We start from the raw sequence: 16,196 nt of genomic DNA on the forward strand, positions 1-16,196 counted from the left end.
ATGGCGATGATAACACAATTTATCAATGATATTGGTAATTTTATATTTATTCCCGTAATTTTCCTATTTTTGATGAAAGCGTTGGGTAGAAGCTGGTCGGAAGCGACACAAGCTGCCATGAAAGTGGGTATTGGTTTCATTGCATTAAGCATGGTTGTTTCCTTTATGCTTGATAAAATGCAGCCTGCCATTACCGGTCTTTCTCAAAAAACAGGTTCTTCACTGTCAGCAGTTGACGTTGGTGGTGCAGCAACGGCGGTCATGGGATTTGGTTCACCTGTTGGTGCAGTAGTAATCCCACTATGTGTAGGCGTTAATATAATTATGCTGATACTGAGGCTAACGGATTGTGTAAATGTTGATGTTTTTAATTTGCATCAAAATGCATCTATGGGTGCCATTATGTATGCTTTTACTGGCAGTTTTTTTGATGGATTATTAACAGCAGCAATTTTCCATATGATTGCTCTAATTGGAGCAGACTTGGGTGCGAAAAATAATCACGACTTTTATGATTTGCCTGAAGGTGTGTCAATATCTCATCCAGTTGCAAATACTTATCTGTTCTTTGCATATCCATTTAACTGGTTGTTTAATCATATACCAGGTGTTAGAAATTGGAATGTAACGGCAAAAAGCATTCAAAAGAAATTCGGAATTTTCGGTGACCCAACAATGGTTGGTTTCATAATTGGTTTATTTCTGGGATTAGCTGGATACAATTGGAATGATCCTTATCATGCAATTATTGATAGTGTTCAACTAGGCATGTATTTAGCTGCTATTATGCTCTTGTTGCCGAAAATGACTTCAATAATGATGGAAGGTTTAGTACCAATGTCCAATGCTGTACGTAAAAAGATGGTTAAGAAGTTTCCTGACAGACAAATTACAGTTGGCATGGACACTGCTCTAATAGTTGGTGACCCATCAGTTATAGCACCAGCATTGTTACTGATCCCTGCTTTAGTTATTTTGGCAGTTTTACTACCAGGAAATAAAGTATTACCTATGGGAGACTTATCATCATTAGTATTTTATGTAGCAGCAATGGTTCCTGTATTTAAGGGTAATATAATCCGCACATGGCTTTCATCCATTATTTTATTCGGTGGAGGATTATACATCGCCTCTTGGATGACTCCAGCTACAAACCAAGTCTTTCAAAAATTTGGTGCTGGTGCTAAGAGTGGCGTAATGTACTCATCTATTGATCCATCAGCTAACCCATTTACTGGATTATTTGCTTTAGCTTCTCGCATTGGCATAATCGGCTTTATTTTAATAGCAGTGCTTGTAGTACTTGTAGGTTACTGGCTTAAAAAAGTAGAACGAGCTAAGGTTGCTTAATAATTTGAATTTAGAGGAGAAATAAAAATGAAAAAAGTTTTAGTAGTTTGTGGAAATGGTATTGCTTCTTCATCAATTATGTTGGCTGGATTAAAAGATTATTTAGACGAACAACATATTTCTGCAGATTTAGAAAAAGCTTCTTTGATGACTTGTTCTGATGATTTCTGCAATGATAAAGACCTAATTGTTTCGTCCACTAAACTTGATCGTCCAGGTATTAAAACTCCGGTCATTGTAGGTTCTGGTTTATTGACAGGAATTGGAGAAGAAGAAGTATTAGAGAAAATAAAAGAAGCCATTCTTAGCTAATATTGGAGGAGTTATGAAAAACAGAATTTTAGTTTCGGAAGCTAAAAATGAATCATTAAATTCTTATCAAGATGCTATCAAGGTTACTGGTCAGCAGTTTATTAACGAAAAAATGATACTGCCACAATATGTTGATGCTTGTATCGATAGAGAGAAAGAATATCCTACTGGGCTCGAGTTAAAAAATGGTATGGGTATAGCTATTCCACATGGAAATCAAAAATTTGTTAAAGAAAGCGGTATTAGTTTTTTACGACTTAAACAGCCCGTAAATTTTGGGTTGATGTCGGATGCAACAAAACAGGTTTCATGTAAATTTGTTTTTAACTTAGCCTTGTTTGAGGGTGAGCAACAATTAAATATGTTAAGACAGCTGATGGGACTTTTTAGGGATGAAAAGTTTATAGATTTTATTAGCAAAAGTGATCTTAACTCCATTCAGAAGTTTCTGACACAAAAACTGGTTTTTTAAATAAGAGTGGTGCAAAACATAGTGAATAATACGATAAAAGATGTAATAATTAAAGAAAGTAAAGAATTAGAACACATAAGTAATACTCTTGACTATCAAAAAGTTACCGAACTTTGTGACCTATTGGTTAAATGTAAAGGCAACATTTTTATAACAGGGTGTGGTACTTCTGCTATGGCAGCCAAGAAGGCCGTTCATACTTTGAATGTGATTAATCAAAAGGCTTTTTATCTTAATCCATCTGATGCTGTTCACGGTGAATTAGGTGCTGTAAGTGCTAACGACATAGTAATTTTTATTTCTAAGGGCGGAAACACCAAAGAATTAACGTCGTTTATTAAAAACATTAAAGATAAGCAAGCTTACATGGTCGCAGTTACGGAGAATGAATCATCAGTAATAGCAAGTAATTCCAATCTAATTGTTAAGGTGAAAGTTGAATCTGAAGCTGATCAATTTAATATGTTAGCAACATCAAGTACTTTAGCAGTTATTTCATTATTTGATGGAATTGCTGTAGCTTTGATAAACAAAGAAAAATTCAATAAAAAAGAGTTTTTAGGTAACCATCCGTCAGGAGCAGTTGGTGAAAGACTTAAAGAAGAAAATATGAAATAGCTAAATAGATTTTAAATAAAAAACGCTTAATTTCTCAATATCTTGTCGAAGGGATAAAAAGACCATTTCCATTAAGGAAATGGCTTTTTTATATATTTTTTAATGTTTGAATTTGTTTTTTAAAATCGCCTTTAAAAATGTAAGAACCTGAAACTGCAATATCAAGTCCTGCTTTTTTAAGTTCATTAATATTTTGGTTGCTAATGCTGCCATCGGCTTCAATTCGATAATGATAATGATTAATTTGTCTCAGATTATCCAGTTCTTTAACTTTGTTAATAGTATTAGGGATAAATTTGGCACCACTTGTTCCAGGATCAACTGACATGACCATAACTTGATCAACGAAATCGAGAACAGGAGTTATGGCATTGACAGGGGTACCAGGATTAATAATAACTTCGCTTTTTTTGCCTGCATGTTTAATTAATGATAGAGCACGATGAATATGCTGTGTTGATTCTACATGTATGCCAATTACTTTCGTAGTTTTACAACAATAGTGGTTAATTAATTTCTCTGGGTTATTTACCATCATATGAATATCAAGTGGGACTGAAGAGTAATCGCTTATTTCCTTAACCAGATTTTCGCCAAAATCAATTTCAGAAACAAAAGTACCATCCATTACATCAATATGAAAATAATCAGCTCCTCCTTTTTCTAATAAAGTTAATGTTTTTGCTAGATTGATTTTAGGACCACTATGTAAAGATACGGCTACTTTGACCATTTTATTTCCTCCTTAATATAACTTATAACCAGTGTGCCCTTTTATTGCAAAATAATTTTTGCCCCGTAAGAGTGAAAGCTATGCTCTTTTTATTTTCACCTTGAGGTGCAAAATTGCTTTTTCCTTTATTAAATAAAGCGCTTAATATTGTGACATAAAGAAAGGCGGATGAAGGAATGTTCTTCGATAAAAGAATAATCAAGCTAGATGTTGATGCACGAGATAGCACAGAAATAATTACCAAAATGGCTAAAGCACTGAAAGAAAGGGATGTAATTAAAGATAGTTATTTGGAACATGTTTTAAAACGGGAAACCGACTTTCCAACTGGGTTAGAACTTGAAGAGGGATTTGGAGTAGCAATCCCTCACACGGATTCGGCATATGTCAATACTTCACAGATAGCTCTAGCAACTTTAAAAAAACCCGTTCAATTTAAAAGCATGGTGAATAAATCTGTCAATGTCAAAGTTAACATTGTTTTTATGATTGCAATGAGCAAGCCGCATGAACAGGCGCAGTTATTAAGCAATTTAATGACTTTCTGCCAAAATAAAACGGCTATTAAAGAGTTGATGTCAGCATCTGAAATTGATCAAGCAGATCAAATATTGAAGAAATACGGATTGAATTAAAGGAGTGGTAAAAAATGTTTGTACAGGCCATACATTGGTTCTTAAACTTAGGCTCAACAGTTGGTATACCAATTATTATCATTATTTTGGGTCTCATTGTCGGTTTAAAACCATCTAAAGCACTGATTTCTGGCTTGACCTTAAGTGCTGGTTTTATTGGAATGAACATGGTAGTTAACATGATGGCTACTAACTTGCAACCTGCAATTAAATTGATGGTTGCAAGATATCATTTGTCGTTAAGTATTATGGATGTTGGTTGTGGAGTCGGAGGTCCACTTGCCTTTTCAAGTTCTTTAGGTGTTTTGGCAATTCCACTAACTATTTTAATAAATCTGGTTTTAGTGTGGATTGGTTTAACGAGAACACTAAATGTTGATATTTGGAATTTATGGCAACCAACATTTATTGGTTTGCTGGTATGGGCAGTTTCAGGTAATTATGTATACGGCATAATTGCTTTAGCTGGTGGCTTTCTACTGGAATTGTTTTTAGCAGACTTGATGCAGCCAATTACGGAAAAGTTTTTCAATTTGCCTGGTATTGCTGTAACCCATACAATGGCTCTTTCAGCCACAATTTTAGCTGTACCGTTAAACTGGTTATTTGATAAAATTCCAGGATTTAGCAAATTAGATGCAAGTCCAGAAAAAATTCAAAAACGGTTTGGCGTTTTAGGTGATCCATTAGTTATTGGCTTTATTGTAGGAGTTGGTATCGGACTACTAGCTGGCTTTGATGTTTCAGGTATTTTGCAACTTGGAGTTGAAATGGGCGCAACTTTGAAGATCATGCCAAAAATGATTTCAATGTTCATGGAAAGTTTAACCCCAATTTCTTCAGCAACCCAAGAGTTTACTAAAAAGCATTTACACGGTAAAAAAGTAAACATTGGTATGGATGCTGCTTTAACTGTTGGTCATCCAGCTGTGATCGCTATTAGTGTTTTAATGATTCCAATCTCACTGTTCTTAGCCACAATTTTACCTGGTAATAAAGTTTTGCCTCTAGGAGATTTAACACTTTATGTTTATGTATTTACTCTATTAGTTGGTGCTTTTAAAGGCAATATTATCAGAAGTTTGATAGGAGCAGTCATCTATTCGGTACCAATGCTGTATTTGTCTACTTGGCTTTCTCCATTAGTAATGAAGAGTTTCAAGTTGGCCAATTACAGTATTAATACGAAAGGTGCGTTTTCGTTCGAACTGTCTGGATTATGGACAAATTCAATTTTCGTTTGGATGACGCAAAACTTCGGTGTTATTGGTTTGGGTGTTTTGATAGTTGTTTTACTTGGCCTTCTATACTACTTAAATGTAATTAAGAAATTTAATGCTGGTCCAAGTGCAGAGAAAGGTGAATAATCATGAAAAAAATGTTAATTATGTGTGGTGCTGGACATGCTACTTCAACCATTGTCCACGCAAAAGTTAATGACTGGCTAAAAGAGAATGGCTTCGAAAATGACGTTGAAATTAAGCAATCTGCTGTTAGTCAAGAAGTTGAGAACATTCAAAATGGTAATTATGATATTGTTATTTCAACTACGATAGTTCCTGATGAAATTAAAGACAAGGTAATTAATGGCGTAGCTCTTTTGACAGGCATTGGTACAGATCAAGTATGGGACAAAGTAAAGGCAGCTATTGAATCATGAGTTTCTATTTTGATGAATTAGAGCTAGAAACAGTTCAAGGCAGACCTTCCTATCATATGATTACGGAGCAAGTAAAGGACGCTGTTAGCAAAAGTAATATTGCTAATGGCATTTGCTTAGTGCAAACAACGCATACAACATGTTCTGTCTACTTTGACGAGTATATGCATGACAAAAATTACTATGATGATGATTTCCTGCAAGTTGATCTAACTAATGTATTAGACAAGATAATTCCTCGTCAGCAGTCAGAGAATTATCCTTATCTTAGTCCTGGTCCAAAGCATATTGCTTATGGAATGAAAAAGACTGATCCTAATTATCCGGCAGTTAAATGGACGATGTTAAATACAGATGGTCATTTGAGATCAGATTTACTTGGGTCAAGCGTTACCTTGGGAGTTAAGCAGCATAAACTACTTTTAGGTTCAGTTGGTCAGATCTTTTTTGCAGATTTTGACCAAACTAGAGCAAGAAAAAGAAAAATTGAAATCACAATTCTAGGTGAAACAGATGAATAATTATTCGGCACTTTTCCAAGCTGAAGGCGAAGAAATTATTAAGCTTGGTCAAAGCATTAGTGAAGAAGATTTTACTCATTTACTAAAAATCATAGAAAAAAATACTAATAATGTTTTTCTCACTGGTTGTGGTACTTCAGCAATGGCAGCCCGCAAAGCAACCCACACATTAAATGTTGCAGGTATCTCAGCTTTTTATCTTAATCCGTCAGATGCTGTTCATGGTGGCTTAGGACAAGTGAAAAAAGGCGATACTGTCATCTTTATATCAAAAGGTGGTTCTACTAAAGAATTAACTAGTTTTGTCCAAAATGTTAAAGAAAAACAGGCAAAGATTGTCACTGTAACTGAAAATGTTGATTCGATTTTGGCAAAAAATGCAGATTTGGTTGTAAAAGTCAAAGTTGAAAAAGAACTCGATGAGTTTAATATGCTGGCTACCACCAGTACTTTGGCTGTAATTTCTCTATTTGATGTTATAGCCACAATACTAATGAAAGATGAAAATTTTACCAAAAAAGCCTTTTTATTAAATCATCCTTCTGGTAAAGTGGGACAGCGACTAGCAAAGGATGTCAGAAATGATTGACGAATTTGATCAAATTATTAGTGAACTTAGCAATATAAATTGTGATCTCACAAATAAAAAGGCTGACCAAATTTTAAGAATGTTTTTGAATGCCAAAAGTATTTTTCTTTCGGGTGAAGGCAGAAGTGGCTTAATGATAAATGCTCTTGCAAATCGGTTAACGCAGTTTGGCCTTAGAGTACATCTAGTCACTGAGATAACAGCACCGGCGATTGGCAAAGATGATTTATTAATTTTTAATTCTGCTAGTGGTAAATCATCAACTCTAATTTCGCAAGAAGAAAGTGCTAAAAAAGCAAAAGCAAAAATTATAGTTTTTACAGCTAATAAAAAGGCACCGCTTAATCAAAAAAGTGATGTGACTGTATTAATTGAGGCCCAAGACAAGGATACAGCTGGCTCTTCAATTCAGCCTATGGGAAGTTTGTATGAACAATCTTCTTTACTATTGTTTGACAGCTTGGTATTAAGAGCTCTTCATACTAATTTGGTTACAGCAAGTCAATTACGTTCAGTACACTCTAATCTTGAATAGGTGAGGAGATAAATGATGGGTGGCAACAGAGATTTATTAGATTTTTTACGACAAAATAATGAATCTTGGATCACTGCGAAAACTCTTGCAATGAAACTGGCAATTTCGGAAAGAACGGTGAAAAATAGAATAGCTCAGCTACGTCAAAACAATATTGAAATTGAAAGTGGACCAAAAGGCTATAAATTTAAAGGTTCCAATGAAACTCAGGTAAAAAATAGCAGCTTACCTATAACCGTCAATCAAAGAAGCTCGTGGCTAATACGAAAATTGATTATGGCGGAAGAACCAATCAATATTTATGATTTGTCTGGTCAACTTTATATTAATGATGTGGAGCTAAGAAAAGAATTAAAAAATTTAAGCAATGAGTTTTCCAATTTTGATCTGAAATTAGTTCGTTCTGGTGATTTTTATCATGTTGAAGGAAAAGAAGAAAATAAAAGGAAAATATTGTCATCAATCATATATCATGAATTGAACGGGACGCTGCTAAATGAAAAAGCAATTCAAGAATATTTTCCTGATGTTAAAGTTCATTTAATCAGCAGAATTTTAAGTCAAAGTATTACTGAAACTAAGACAAAATTAGATTCTTTTAATTTTAGCAATTTCTTATTACACCTGGTAATTATGATTGATCGTTCTGATGAAACAATAGAAAAGCCGGATGTTAATAAAATTGATAATGTTTTAGTACATCGACTTGTAGAAGAGATTAATAATAAAACTGACTATTGCTTATCCGCATATGATGTTAAGCAACTGGTAAATATGTCGGAATTATTAATAGGGAATCATAAGATTGAAGTACCCGAAAAGTCACAAATTAATAAGTTATTTAAGAGAATCGTGTTGTTTGTGAGAAAAACCTATGACTTAGATCTCGACGAAGAATTATTTAAGAAAAGATTTTTGCCACATTTATTACGTTTAATAGATCGTTTTAAAAATAATGATACAATTCATAATCCCTTGGCAAAAAATATAAAAAACTCTTCACCTACAATATATGAATGTGCTACTTTAATAGCATATGAAATAAATAATGTGTTAGGTATTTCAGTTAGTGAAGAAGAAATTGCTTTTATTGCTTTGCATGTAGGTAATATCGTTACCGAGCAGATCAGGAATGAAAATAAAGTTATCGGTCAGTTGTTTATGCCGGAATATCATGGTAATGCTAAAGATACTGTAGACATTATTGATCAAAAATTTAATAACGATATGGCTTTACTTAATACTATTACCGATGAATCCGATATTTTAGATGAAACGCAACTGGTAATTGTAGCAGACTCAAAACAAATTATAAAAAATCATAATTTTGTGCAAATCTCTAGTTTTCTGTTACCTAATGACATTAATAAAATTCAAAAAGCAATTAAGCAGATTAAGGATGCAAATTTATCTCAAGAATTAAAACGTGGTCTGGCAAAATTTACATCTAAAAATAATTTTGTCAGAGAAAGTAGCAGTCGGAGTGCTTCAGAAATCATTCACTGTATTTCTACGCAATTTATTAAAGAAAAAATTGTTGGTCAGGATTTTGAAAAAAAGATTTTAGAAAGAGAAAAGCTTTCTAGTACAGCTTTTGGATCAGTTGCAATTCCGCACCCTATTGATTATGATGCCGAGAAGAGTCAGTGGTTTATTTATATTAACCCTAAGGGAATAAAATGGGGAAATCAGTTAGTTTATTTAATTATTACGTTGGCTTCTAGCAAGAAGGATGAGAAGAAATTCCGTAAAGTTTTTGATGAACTATCTGAGGTTATCATTAATGATAATAAAGTTTCTAAGTTAACTGCCAGTAAAACGTATGATGAATTTGTAAATGAAATTGTAAAAGTTGAATAATTAATCAGTAATATAAAAATGTATTGTTATTTCGGATAGCAGTACATTTTTTTGTTGGCAATTTTAAAAATTTACTTTCGCACTGTATAACTAAACCTTTATAATTAAGATACTACGCTTTTTAATCAATTTATTAAGTTGGGAGAACCTATGGTTACAATTACTGGTTTGCGTGGCGTACCCGTAATTTCTAAAGTTTGTGACTTGCTGGCAGCAGCTGCGGGGTTAGTAATAGGACAACGTGGTGTCAATATGCCTCCAGCCTGCATTCATGGGCTTGAATATGAAAAAGTTACGGCTTGTGGTATTGGCGATACCGTGAATTAGAATTAATCCGACTTTTCAAACTTAAAAACAAAGATTACCAATTTTTTATAAGCAAGAATAGGAGAGATAAAAAGTGAAAATTATTTGTTATGGTGTAATTAAGATGGAAGAAAGCATTATTGAAAACTGGGCACAAAAAAATCAAGTTGAAATAAAAATCGTCCACGATGACTTGTCTGCAGATAATGCTGATTTAGCACAAGGTTTTGACGGAGTGAGTTCTGAAGGAAATCTTCCAGTCGGAGCCAGTGTCTACGAAAAATTTAAGGAATATGGTATTAAGCAATTATCCGTGCGGCAGGTTGGAGTTGATAACCAAGATTTAGCAGCCGCAAAAAAGAATGGTATTAAAATTACAAATGTTGCAGCGTATTCACCAAGGGCCATTGCCGAACTCGGTGTAACTGATGCAATGTATTTACTGCGTAAAATTGGGATTTATCAAGACAGAATGGACCATGGTGATTTTACTTATGATAAAAGTACAATTAGTACTGAAATTTTTAATTGCACTGTCGGTATAATTGGCGCCGGTCATATTGGTGGAGCCAGTGCACATCTATACAGCGCATTGGGCGCTAAAGTTTTGGCTTGTGATCCGGTTTATGACGCATCTCTGGAACCTTACCTCACTTATACCGACTTTGATACGATTCTTGCTGAATCCGATATTATTTCTTTGCATACGCCATTATTAGCAAGTACTGAAAACATGATTGACAAAACTGCTTTTGATAAAATGAAGAAAAAGCCTATTTTGATTAACGTAGCTCGTGGGGGCTTGGTTGACACACAAGCTTTAATTGCGGCTCTTAAAAATGGACAAGTTTCTGCTGCAGCTTTAGATACTCTAGCCAATGAAACAGATTTTTATGATAAAAAGAATATGCTGAATTCACTGCCGGAAGATTATAAAGAACTAAAAGCAATGCCACAGGTATTAATTACTCCGCATATTGCTTTCTTCACAAAATTAGCTGTTAAAAACAGTATTGAAATTGCTTTGAACGATGCTAAAACAATTATTTCCGGAGGAGAAGTGACTAGCGTAGTTAACTTGTAAATAGATAGTGAAAATATTTTGGCGTAAATGTCGTTATAACAATAAAATAGCACAACACTTTTAAACAAAAATAGCTAAGTTTTTACTTAGCTATTTTGTGGTTTCTCTAATTATTAATTTAGTTGGAATTAGAAATTGACTTCCTTTTTCATTTTGTTTATTGATGGCATGCATCATGCTGGTAACAGCTGTTTGTGCAATTTTTCTGGTATTTTGCTGGATAGTCGTTAATTTTGGTGTAACCAGATTGGCAGCAGGCACATCGTCGAAACCTACAACTTGAATTTGTTGTGGAACTTGGTAACCAAGATTTTTAAGATATTTAAGTAATTCTATTGCAATCCCGTCATCGACCGCAAATAAACTGTCAGTTTTGTGGTTTTTTTGCAAAAATTTGGCGAATGAAGATTGACTTTGCAACTTAAGCTCATGGCGCGACTTGACGAATTTAAGAGAATGATTTTTCAAACTTTCTTTAAAACCGTCAATTCTAGATTTAACTGAGCTACTAACCTTTTTGACTACGACCACAGGAGATTCTGCTCCTTTTTGAAACAAATAATTAGTTGCATCCAGGGCGCCTTGATAGTGATTAGAGGAAATAAAAACTGTATTATGAAAATTTTCTGGTTCACGATCAATACAAATGTAGGGAATTTCTTTTAGAGAACTTTGAAATTTAAAGCCATGTTGATAAGATCCAGATATTACAATAATGCCATCAACCTTTTTGTTTTCAAGCATACGTAAGTATGCTTTTTCTTTTTTTTCATTTTTATCAGTATTACAAATAATAGTGGAATAGTTTTCGAAAAAAAGTAATTCTTCAATTTTTTGAACCAAGTCGGCAAAGAATGGATTTTTAATGTCTGGAACCAGGATTCCGATAGTGAATGTAATATTCGTACGCAAACTACGGGCATTGTTATCGATTTTATAGCCGGTTTGCTTAATAGCATCTAAAACCTTTTGCCTGGTTTTTTCAGAAAACCTGCCATTATTATTAATTACCCGTGAAACTGTTGCAGTTGAAACATTACATAATTTTGCAATGTCTTTAATTGAATATTGCTTCATTACTTACTCCTTCATTTATTGCCTAATTATATCATTAAAAGAAAAAATTAAGTTCTTTTTATAGTTAAACGATTGCTCTATTTATAGTGTATTATTTAGAAAAACGTTTACAAAATAAAATTTAAGTGCAATAATATCAGTATGTTGTATGAGTAAACGATTACTCAAGAAGGAGGAGAAAATGTCTTTAATACTAAGCCCGTCAATGATGTGCGCAGATTTTAGTAATTTAAAACAAGAAGTTGAAAAGCTGAATAACGCTGGAGTCGATATGTATCACATGGATGTAATGGATGGTAGATATGTTCCGAATTTTGCATTAGGACCAGAAGATTATCAAACAATCCGTTCCTTGACGAAAAAGCCTATGGATGCTCATTTGATGATTGAAAATCCTCGTTCTTACATTAAATTCTTTAGTGATTTGGGAGCAGACATTATTTATTTTTGTCCAGATGCTGAAAAACAACCTGCGAGGACAATTGATGATATTCACGCTTTGGGTAAAAAAGCTGGAATTGCAGTAAATACTGGTACATCTTTTATGACAGTTCAGGAGCTTTTACCTAATGTGGATTATGTTTTAGTAATGACTGTTCATCCGGGATTTGCAGGACAGCCATTTCAAGATTTTGTAATGCCAAAGCTGGACCAGTTTATTGCAGCTAAAGAAAAGTATAAATTTGTTTTAGGAATTGATGGAGCCGTTTCGAGAGAAAAGATTAAGGGGCTGTATCAAAAAGGTGTTGATAATTTTATTCTCGGAACTTCGGCACTATTTAACAAGCCAGTTTCTTATCAGGAAACAATTGCTCAAATTAGAAAGGAAAATCAGTAAAAATGGTTGCAAAGAAAATAAAAATAGCTTTTGGATCAGATCATGTCGGCTTAGAACTGAAGCCTACAATTATGGAATATGTTAAAAGCTTGGGCTATGAAATTTATGATTTTGGGACTAAGAGTAATGAGCGAACTGATTACCCTATTTATGGTCAAAAGGTTGGTAAAGCCGTCGCTAATGGGGATTATGATCTGGGAATCGTAATTTGTGGCACTGGTGTAGGCATTTCCTTAGCAGCCAACAAAGTAAAAGGTATTCGTGCCTGCGTATGCAGTGACTGCTATTCAGCTAAGCTCTCGCGAATGCATAACAATACAAATGTATTAGCTTTCGGCTCTCGCGTAGTTGGACCAGAGTTAGCCAAGATGATCGTTAAAAATTGGTTAGAAGCCAAATATATTGGCGGTCGTCATGAAAGAAGGGTAGAAGAATTAGCAGCAATTGAAAGTGATGATGAACAAAAGTTTGTAGAATTGGAGAATTCCAAAGAATTTGATGGCAAAGAAAAATTTGAAGATCAATCACTGTAAGGGGTAGGTGAGAAAAGCAGGTTATGATTGCTCTACTGTCGTCATTGTTATGAATACTAAAGATTATCAAAGTGTTGAACTACTAAATGCAGGGAAAAATGTTCATGGCAGTGCCACTTTGAAGGTACAAGTGTAAATAAAAAATTCAAAATAATATAAGAAATGAGTCTCGAAAGGTTAGATCACTTTCGGGACTCATTTAATGTTTTTTAAAGTAATATTTTACTCTTATGCCAGCAAGATAGCGTCATCTTCAAGCCCCGAACCAACATGCTTTTGGAATAATTCCATCAGTTTAGGCACCGTCAAGTTTTGTTTATCTTCACCGGCTAAGTCAATTGCCACGCGACCTTGGTGCAACATGATTAAACGATTACCGTAACGAATTGCATCTTCCATGTTATGGGTAACCATAAAAGCTGTTAAATGCTGTTCAGATATTAACTTTTCAGTTAATTGCATGACTGTTATCGAGGTTTGCGGATCAAGAGCCGCAGTATGTTCATCCAGTAAAATCAAGTCTGGTCTCTGCAAAGTCGCCATTAAAAGAGTAATGGCTTGTCTTTGACCACCGGAAAGAAGTCCAATTTCAGTTTCCAGACGATTTTCCAAATTTAAATTAAGTTGTGCTAACTGCTTTTTGAAAAATTTTCTATCTTGTTTTTTAACGCCAGGACGAAAACCGCGTCGTTGGCCTCGTTTCATGGCTAAAGCCAAATTTTCTTCAACTGTTAATCTGACCGCTGTTCCCATTTTAGGATCTTGAAATACACGACTAATATTTTTTGCTCTTTTAGTAACAGGCATTTTTGTAATATCGGTGCCTTTTAAAATAATCTGACCCTCTTGAATAGGCAGTGTACCAGCAATACTATTGAGCAGGGTAGACTTACCGGCACCATTACTACCAATGATAGTCACAAAATCCCCGGCTTCTAAATTAAGGTCAATACCACGTAAAACACGGTTTTCATTGACAGTTCCTTGTTCAAAAGTTTGATGCAAATTTTTAATTTTTAGTACTTCTGGCATTTTGCTTTCCTCCTTTAAGATTGCGTGGTAAGTGGAAATTCGGCAAAGTTAAGCACACAACTAAAACTAAAGCTGAAGCTAATTTTGCATCAGATGGTTCTACATTCATCTGGAACACTAGGGCTAAAATCAGCCTATAAATGATGGCACCTACAACTAAAGTAAGTAAACGACCGCCAATTGGCAGATTCCTGATAAGTACTTCTGCAATAATAATTGAAGCTAATCCAATAACCAGAGTACCAACACCAGAGTTAAGATCGGCAAAGCCGTTATTTTGTGCTAAAAGTCCACCTGACAGGGCAATGCAGCCGTTAGAAATCATATAGCCTAAAATTTTCATTCCTTGAGTTTTGATACCATTTGCGGCACTCATTTGCGGATTGTCGCCTGTAGCTCTCATAGCTAGGCCAATTTCAGTTTTGAAAAATACGACTAATAATAGTATAACCAAAAGTGCAATTATCAATCCCATCGCAATTACTGCATTGTTCCGACTTAATCCCCAATTTTGCGCAATTGTAAAAACTGTATCTTTGCCCAGTAATGAAACATTAGCAGCGTTTTGCATTACTCTGGAAGTAATGGAGTACAAGCCAGTCATTGTAATAATTCCTGCTAGTAAGGAAGGAATACGCAATTTGGTGTTCAAAATACCAGTAACTAAGCCAGCAATCAAACCACCAACAAATGCGGCAATAGTTGCTAAAATAGGATTAATTCCCTTAATAATGCACATCGTTGCAACGGCTCCCCCTAATGGAAAGCTGCCTTCAGCTGTCATGTCGGCTAGATCTAATATCCGAAAAGTTAAGTAAACACCGATTGCCATTAATGACCAAAGTAATCCTTGAGAAGTAGATGAAAGTAATAACTCCCAAAATGTATTCAACATAACTATTGATTCACGCTGCCTTTCTTTAATTTACTTAGGTGCTTTAATTGAAGCAGGATCAATTCCAAGTGCCTTTGCCATTTTCTTGTTAACCACCAATTTCAAATCAGTTGCCCTTTCAACAGGCATATCTTTAGGTTTAGCTTTACCGTCTAAAATCTTAGCAGCCATTTTACCGGTTTGTTTACCAAGCGCCTCATAATCTATTCCAATAGAAGCCAAGCCTCCAGTTTTAACCTGGTCAGTTGAACCGGCTACCAGTGGGATTTTCTTTTCCTTAACAACTTTACCAATAATTGAGGAAGCAGAAGCAAATGTGTTGTCTGTTGGTACGTAAATTCCTTGTACTTTTCCAGCTAAAGTTTCAGTGACTTGCTGGACATCATTAGTAGTGTTGGCTGTCTTAATTAAAACTTTAACGCCGGCTTTTTTAAGTGCTTTGACAGCTAGATCCGCTTGAATTTTAGAATTGGCCTCACCGGCATTGTACATGATGCCAATTGTTTTAGCTTTAGGCACTATTGATAATAACAATTTTATTTGTTTATCAATTGAAACCATGTCAGTAGTTCCGGTGACATTTCTGCCAGGTTTTGCATCTGAATTTACTAATTTAGCAGCTTTTAGATCAGTCACTGCAGTTACTACAATAGGAATATCTTGGGTTGCATTAGCTACGCTTTGCGCTGCCGGTGTAGCAATTCCTAAAATTAAATCTGATTTTTCATTAACTAGTTTTTCACTCATACTTTTCAGATTGTCTTGGCTATTTTGGGCATTTTGATAATCAATTTTTAGATTCTTGCCTTCAACGTAGCCATTTTCTTTTAAGCCTTCTTTGAAACCTTTGTTAGCCTCATCTAATGAGGGATGCTGCACCACTTGCAATATACCCACATGTTTGACAGTTGCTGTACTTCCAGATTTCTTGTTGTTGCAGCCACTAAGCAGCAACAGACTAGTTAAAGCCATTCCCATAATAATTTTCTTGATTCGCATTTTCGTTCCTCCGTAATCCTGCTGACCGTAAAAAATATCCACTTATTTCTAAGTGGATATACAAGAATTATTAGTAATAATCATTTGTGATTAGCCACTTAGAAGCCATGTGGCTAACCGCAATTAAAGGACTTTAGCCATCATAGA

The 16,196-nt window shown here is 34.6% G+C and carries 21 protein-coding genes; 16 read left to right on the forward strand and 5 right to left on the reverse strand.

The annotated features are described in order from the left end of the window. The 4 genes from H3U49_RS05765 to H3U49_RS05780 are packed head-to-tail and all read left to right on the forward strand — an operon-like array spanning position 1 to position 2,752. On the forward strand, positions 1-1,350 hold the full coding sequence (locus tag H3U49_RS05765; RefSeq protein WP_198180380.1) for a PTS galactitol transporter subunit IIC: 1,350 nt from the start codon (positions 1-3) through the stop codon (positions 1,348-1,350). Positions 1,351-1,377: 27 nt separating this feature from the next. Continuing rightward, positions 1,378-1,662, forward strand: coding sequence for a PTS sugar transporter subunit IIB (locus H3U49_RS05770; protein WP_045927493.1), 285 nt, complete (start codon positions 1,378-1,380; stop codon positions 1,660-1,662). Between the two features lie 13 nt (positions 1,663-1,675). Then, on the forward strand, positions 1,676-2,134 hold the full coding sequence (locus H3U49_RS05775; protein ID WP_198180382.1) for a PTS sugar transporter subunit IIA: 459 nt from the start codon (positions 1,676-1,678) through the stop codon (positions 2,132-2,134). A gap of 21 nt (positions 2,135-2,155) precedes the next feature. Next, positions 2,156-2,752 carry an SIS domain-containing protein gene (locus H3U49_RS05780; RefSeq protein WP_338207172.1) on the forward strand — a complete coding sequence of 199 codons (597 nt, stop codon included), beginning with the start codon at positions 2,156-2,158 and terminating at the stop codon, positions 2,750-2,752. An 88-nt stretch (positions 2,753-2,840) separates the two neighbouring features. On the opposite strand, the gene rpe is transcribed toward H3U49_RS05780, so the two are convergent. After that, the gene (gene rpe / locus H3U49_RS05785) at positions 2,841-3,485 is read right to left on the reverse strand and encodes a ribulose-phosphate 3-epimerase (protein WP_198180384.1); all 645 of its coding nucleotides are present in this window, start codon (positions 3,483-3,485) and stop codon (positions 2,841-2,843) included. A 176-nt stretch (positions 3,486-3,661) separates the two neighbouring features. Between rpe and H3U49_RS05790 the strand changes: the two genes are divergently transcribed. The 9 genes from H3U49_RS05790 (at position 3,662) to H3U49_RS05830 (ending at position 10,675) form a co-directional block, all read left to right on the forward strand. Further along, positions 3,662-4,120: a PTS sugar transporter subunit IIA gene (locus H3U49_RS05790; RefSeq protein ID WP_198180385.1), complete on the forward strand. Its 459-nt coding sequence runs from the start codon at positions 3,662-3,664 to the stop codon at positions 4,118-4,120. 14 nt (positions 4,121-4,134) lie between these two features. Next, a complete protein-coding gene (locus H3U49_RS05795; protein WP_198180387.1) occupies positions 4,135-5,487 on the forward strand; it encodes a PTS galactitol transporter subunit IIC in 1,353 nt (450 codons plus the stop codon). 2 nt (positions 5,488-5,489) lie between these two features. After that, positions 5,490-5,780, forward strand: coding sequence for a PTS sugar transporter subunit IIB (locus tag H3U49_RS05800; RefSeq protein WP_034978874.1), 291 nt, complete (start codon positions 5,490-5,492; stop codon positions 5,778-5,780). Next, on the forward strand, positions 5,777-6,301 hold the full coding sequence (locus H3U49_RS05805; RefSeq protein ID WP_198180389.1) for a YjbQ family protein: 525 nt from the start codon (positions 5,777-5,779) through the stop codon (positions 6,299-6,301). Before H3U49_RS05800 ends, H3U49_RS05805 begins: the two co-directional genes overlap by 4 nt. Continuing rightward, positions 6,294-6,890, forward strand: a complete 597-nt coding sequence (locus H3U49_RS05810) for an SIS domain-containing protein (protein ID WP_198180391.1) — start codon at positions 6,294-6,296, stop codon at positions 6,888-6,890. Before H3U49_RS05805 ends, H3U49_RS05810 begins: the two co-directional genes overlap by 8 nt. Then, positions 6,883-7,425 carry a 6-phospho-3-hexuloisomerase gene (hxlB, locus tag H3U49_RS05815; RefSeq protein ID WP_198180393.1) on the forward strand — a complete coding sequence of 181 codons (543 nt, stop codon included), beginning with the start codon at positions 6,883-6,885 and terminating at the stop codon, positions 7,423-7,425. Before H3U49_RS05810 ends, hxlB begins: the two co-directional genes overlap by 8 nt. A 12-nt stretch (positions 7,426-7,437) precedes the next feature. Next, positions 7,438-9,285 carry a transcription antiterminator gene (locus H3U49_RS05820; protein ID WP_232347635.1) on the forward strand — a complete coding sequence of 616 codons (1,848 nt, stop codon included), beginning with the start codon at positions 7,438-7,440 and terminating at the stop codon, positions 9,283-9,285. Positions 9,286-9,435: 150 nt separating this feature from the next. After that, a complete protein-coding gene (locus H3U49_RS05825; protein ID WP_198180395.1) occupies positions 9,436-9,612 on the forward strand; it encodes a hypothetical protein in 177 nt (58 codons plus the stop codon). 73 nt (positions 9,613-9,685) lie between these two features. Next, on the forward strand, positions 9,686-10,675 hold the full coding sequence (locus H3U49_RS05830) for a D-2-hydroxyacid dehydrogenase (RefSeq protein WP_338207173.1): 990 nt from the start codon (positions 9,686-9,688) through the stop codon (positions 10,673-10,675). Between the two features lie 90 nt (positions 10,676-10,765). Here the strand turns inward: H3U49_RS05830 and H3U49_RS05835 are convergent, their stop codons facing one another. Further along, complete coding sequence (locus H3U49_RS05835; protein ID WP_198180397.1) at positions 10,766-11,752, reverse strand: LacI family DNA-binding transcriptional regulator; 987 nt, start codon at positions 11,750-11,752, stop codon at positions 10,766-10,768. A gap of 181 nt (positions 11,753-11,933) precedes the next feature. Here H3U49_RS05835 and H3U49_RS05840 point away from each other — a divergent pair, with 181 nt between their 5' ends. Genes H3U49_RS05840 through H3U49_RS09945 form a run of 3 tightly spaced genes read left to right on the forward strand, consistent with a single transcriptional unit; the run spans position 11,934 to position 13,259 of the window. Next, on the forward strand, positions 11,934-12,590 hold the full coding sequence (locus H3U49_RS05840) for a ribulose-phosphate 3-epimerase (RefSeq protein ID WP_198180399.1): 657 nt from the start codon (positions 11,934-11,936) through the stop codon (positions 12,588-12,590). A 17-nt stretch (positions 12,591-12,607) separates the two neighbouring features. Continuing rightward, the gene (rpiB, locus tag H3U49_RS05845) at positions 12,608-13,123 is read left to right on the forward strand and encodes a ribose 5-phosphate isomerase B (protein WP_370567314.1); all 516 of its coding nucleotides are present in this window, start codon (positions 12,608-12,610) and stop codon (positions 13,121-13,123) included. 7 nt (positions 13,124-13,130) lie between these two features. Beyond that, the gene (locus H3U49_RS09945; RefSeq protein WP_255528833.1) at positions 13,131-13,259 is read left to right on the forward strand and encodes a hypothetical protein; all 129 of its coding nucleotides are present in this window, start codon (positions 13,131-13,133) and stop codon (positions 13,257-13,259) included. 92 nt (positions 13,260-13,351) lie between these two features. On the opposite strand, the gene H3U49_RS05850 is transcribed toward H3U49_RS09945, so the two are convergent. Genes H3U49_RS05850 through H3U49_RS05860 form a run of 3 tightly spaced genes read right to left on the reverse strand, consistent with a single transcriptional unit; the run spans position 13,352 to position 16,049 of the window. Then, a complete protein-coding gene (locus H3U49_RS05850) occupies positions 13,352-14,155 on the reverse strand; it encodes an ABC transporter ATP-binding protein (RefSeq protein ID WP_198180403.1) in 804 nt (267 codons plus the stop codon). Continuing rightward, a complete protein-coding gene (locus tag H3U49_RS05855) occupies positions 14,133-15,047 on the reverse strand; it encodes an ABC transporter permease (RefSeq protein WP_370567315.1) in 915 nt (304 codons plus the stop codon). Before H3U49_RS05855 ends, H3U49_RS05850 begins: the two co-directional genes overlap by 23 nt. Before the next feature lie 33 nt (positions 15,048-15,080). Next, complete coding sequence (locus H3U49_RS05860) at positions 15,081-16,049, reverse strand: ABC transporter substrate-binding protein (protein ID WP_198180407.1); 969 nt, start codon at positions 16,047-16,049, stop codon at positions 15,081-15,083. Positions 16,050-16,196: the final 147 nt, after the last annotated feature.

This window comes from Lactobacillus sp. W8174 (assembly GCF_016100975.1).
GTDB classification, from domain to species: domain Bacteria; phylum Bacillota; class Bacilli; order Lactobacillales; family Lactobacillaceae; genus Lactobacillus; species Lactobacillus juensis.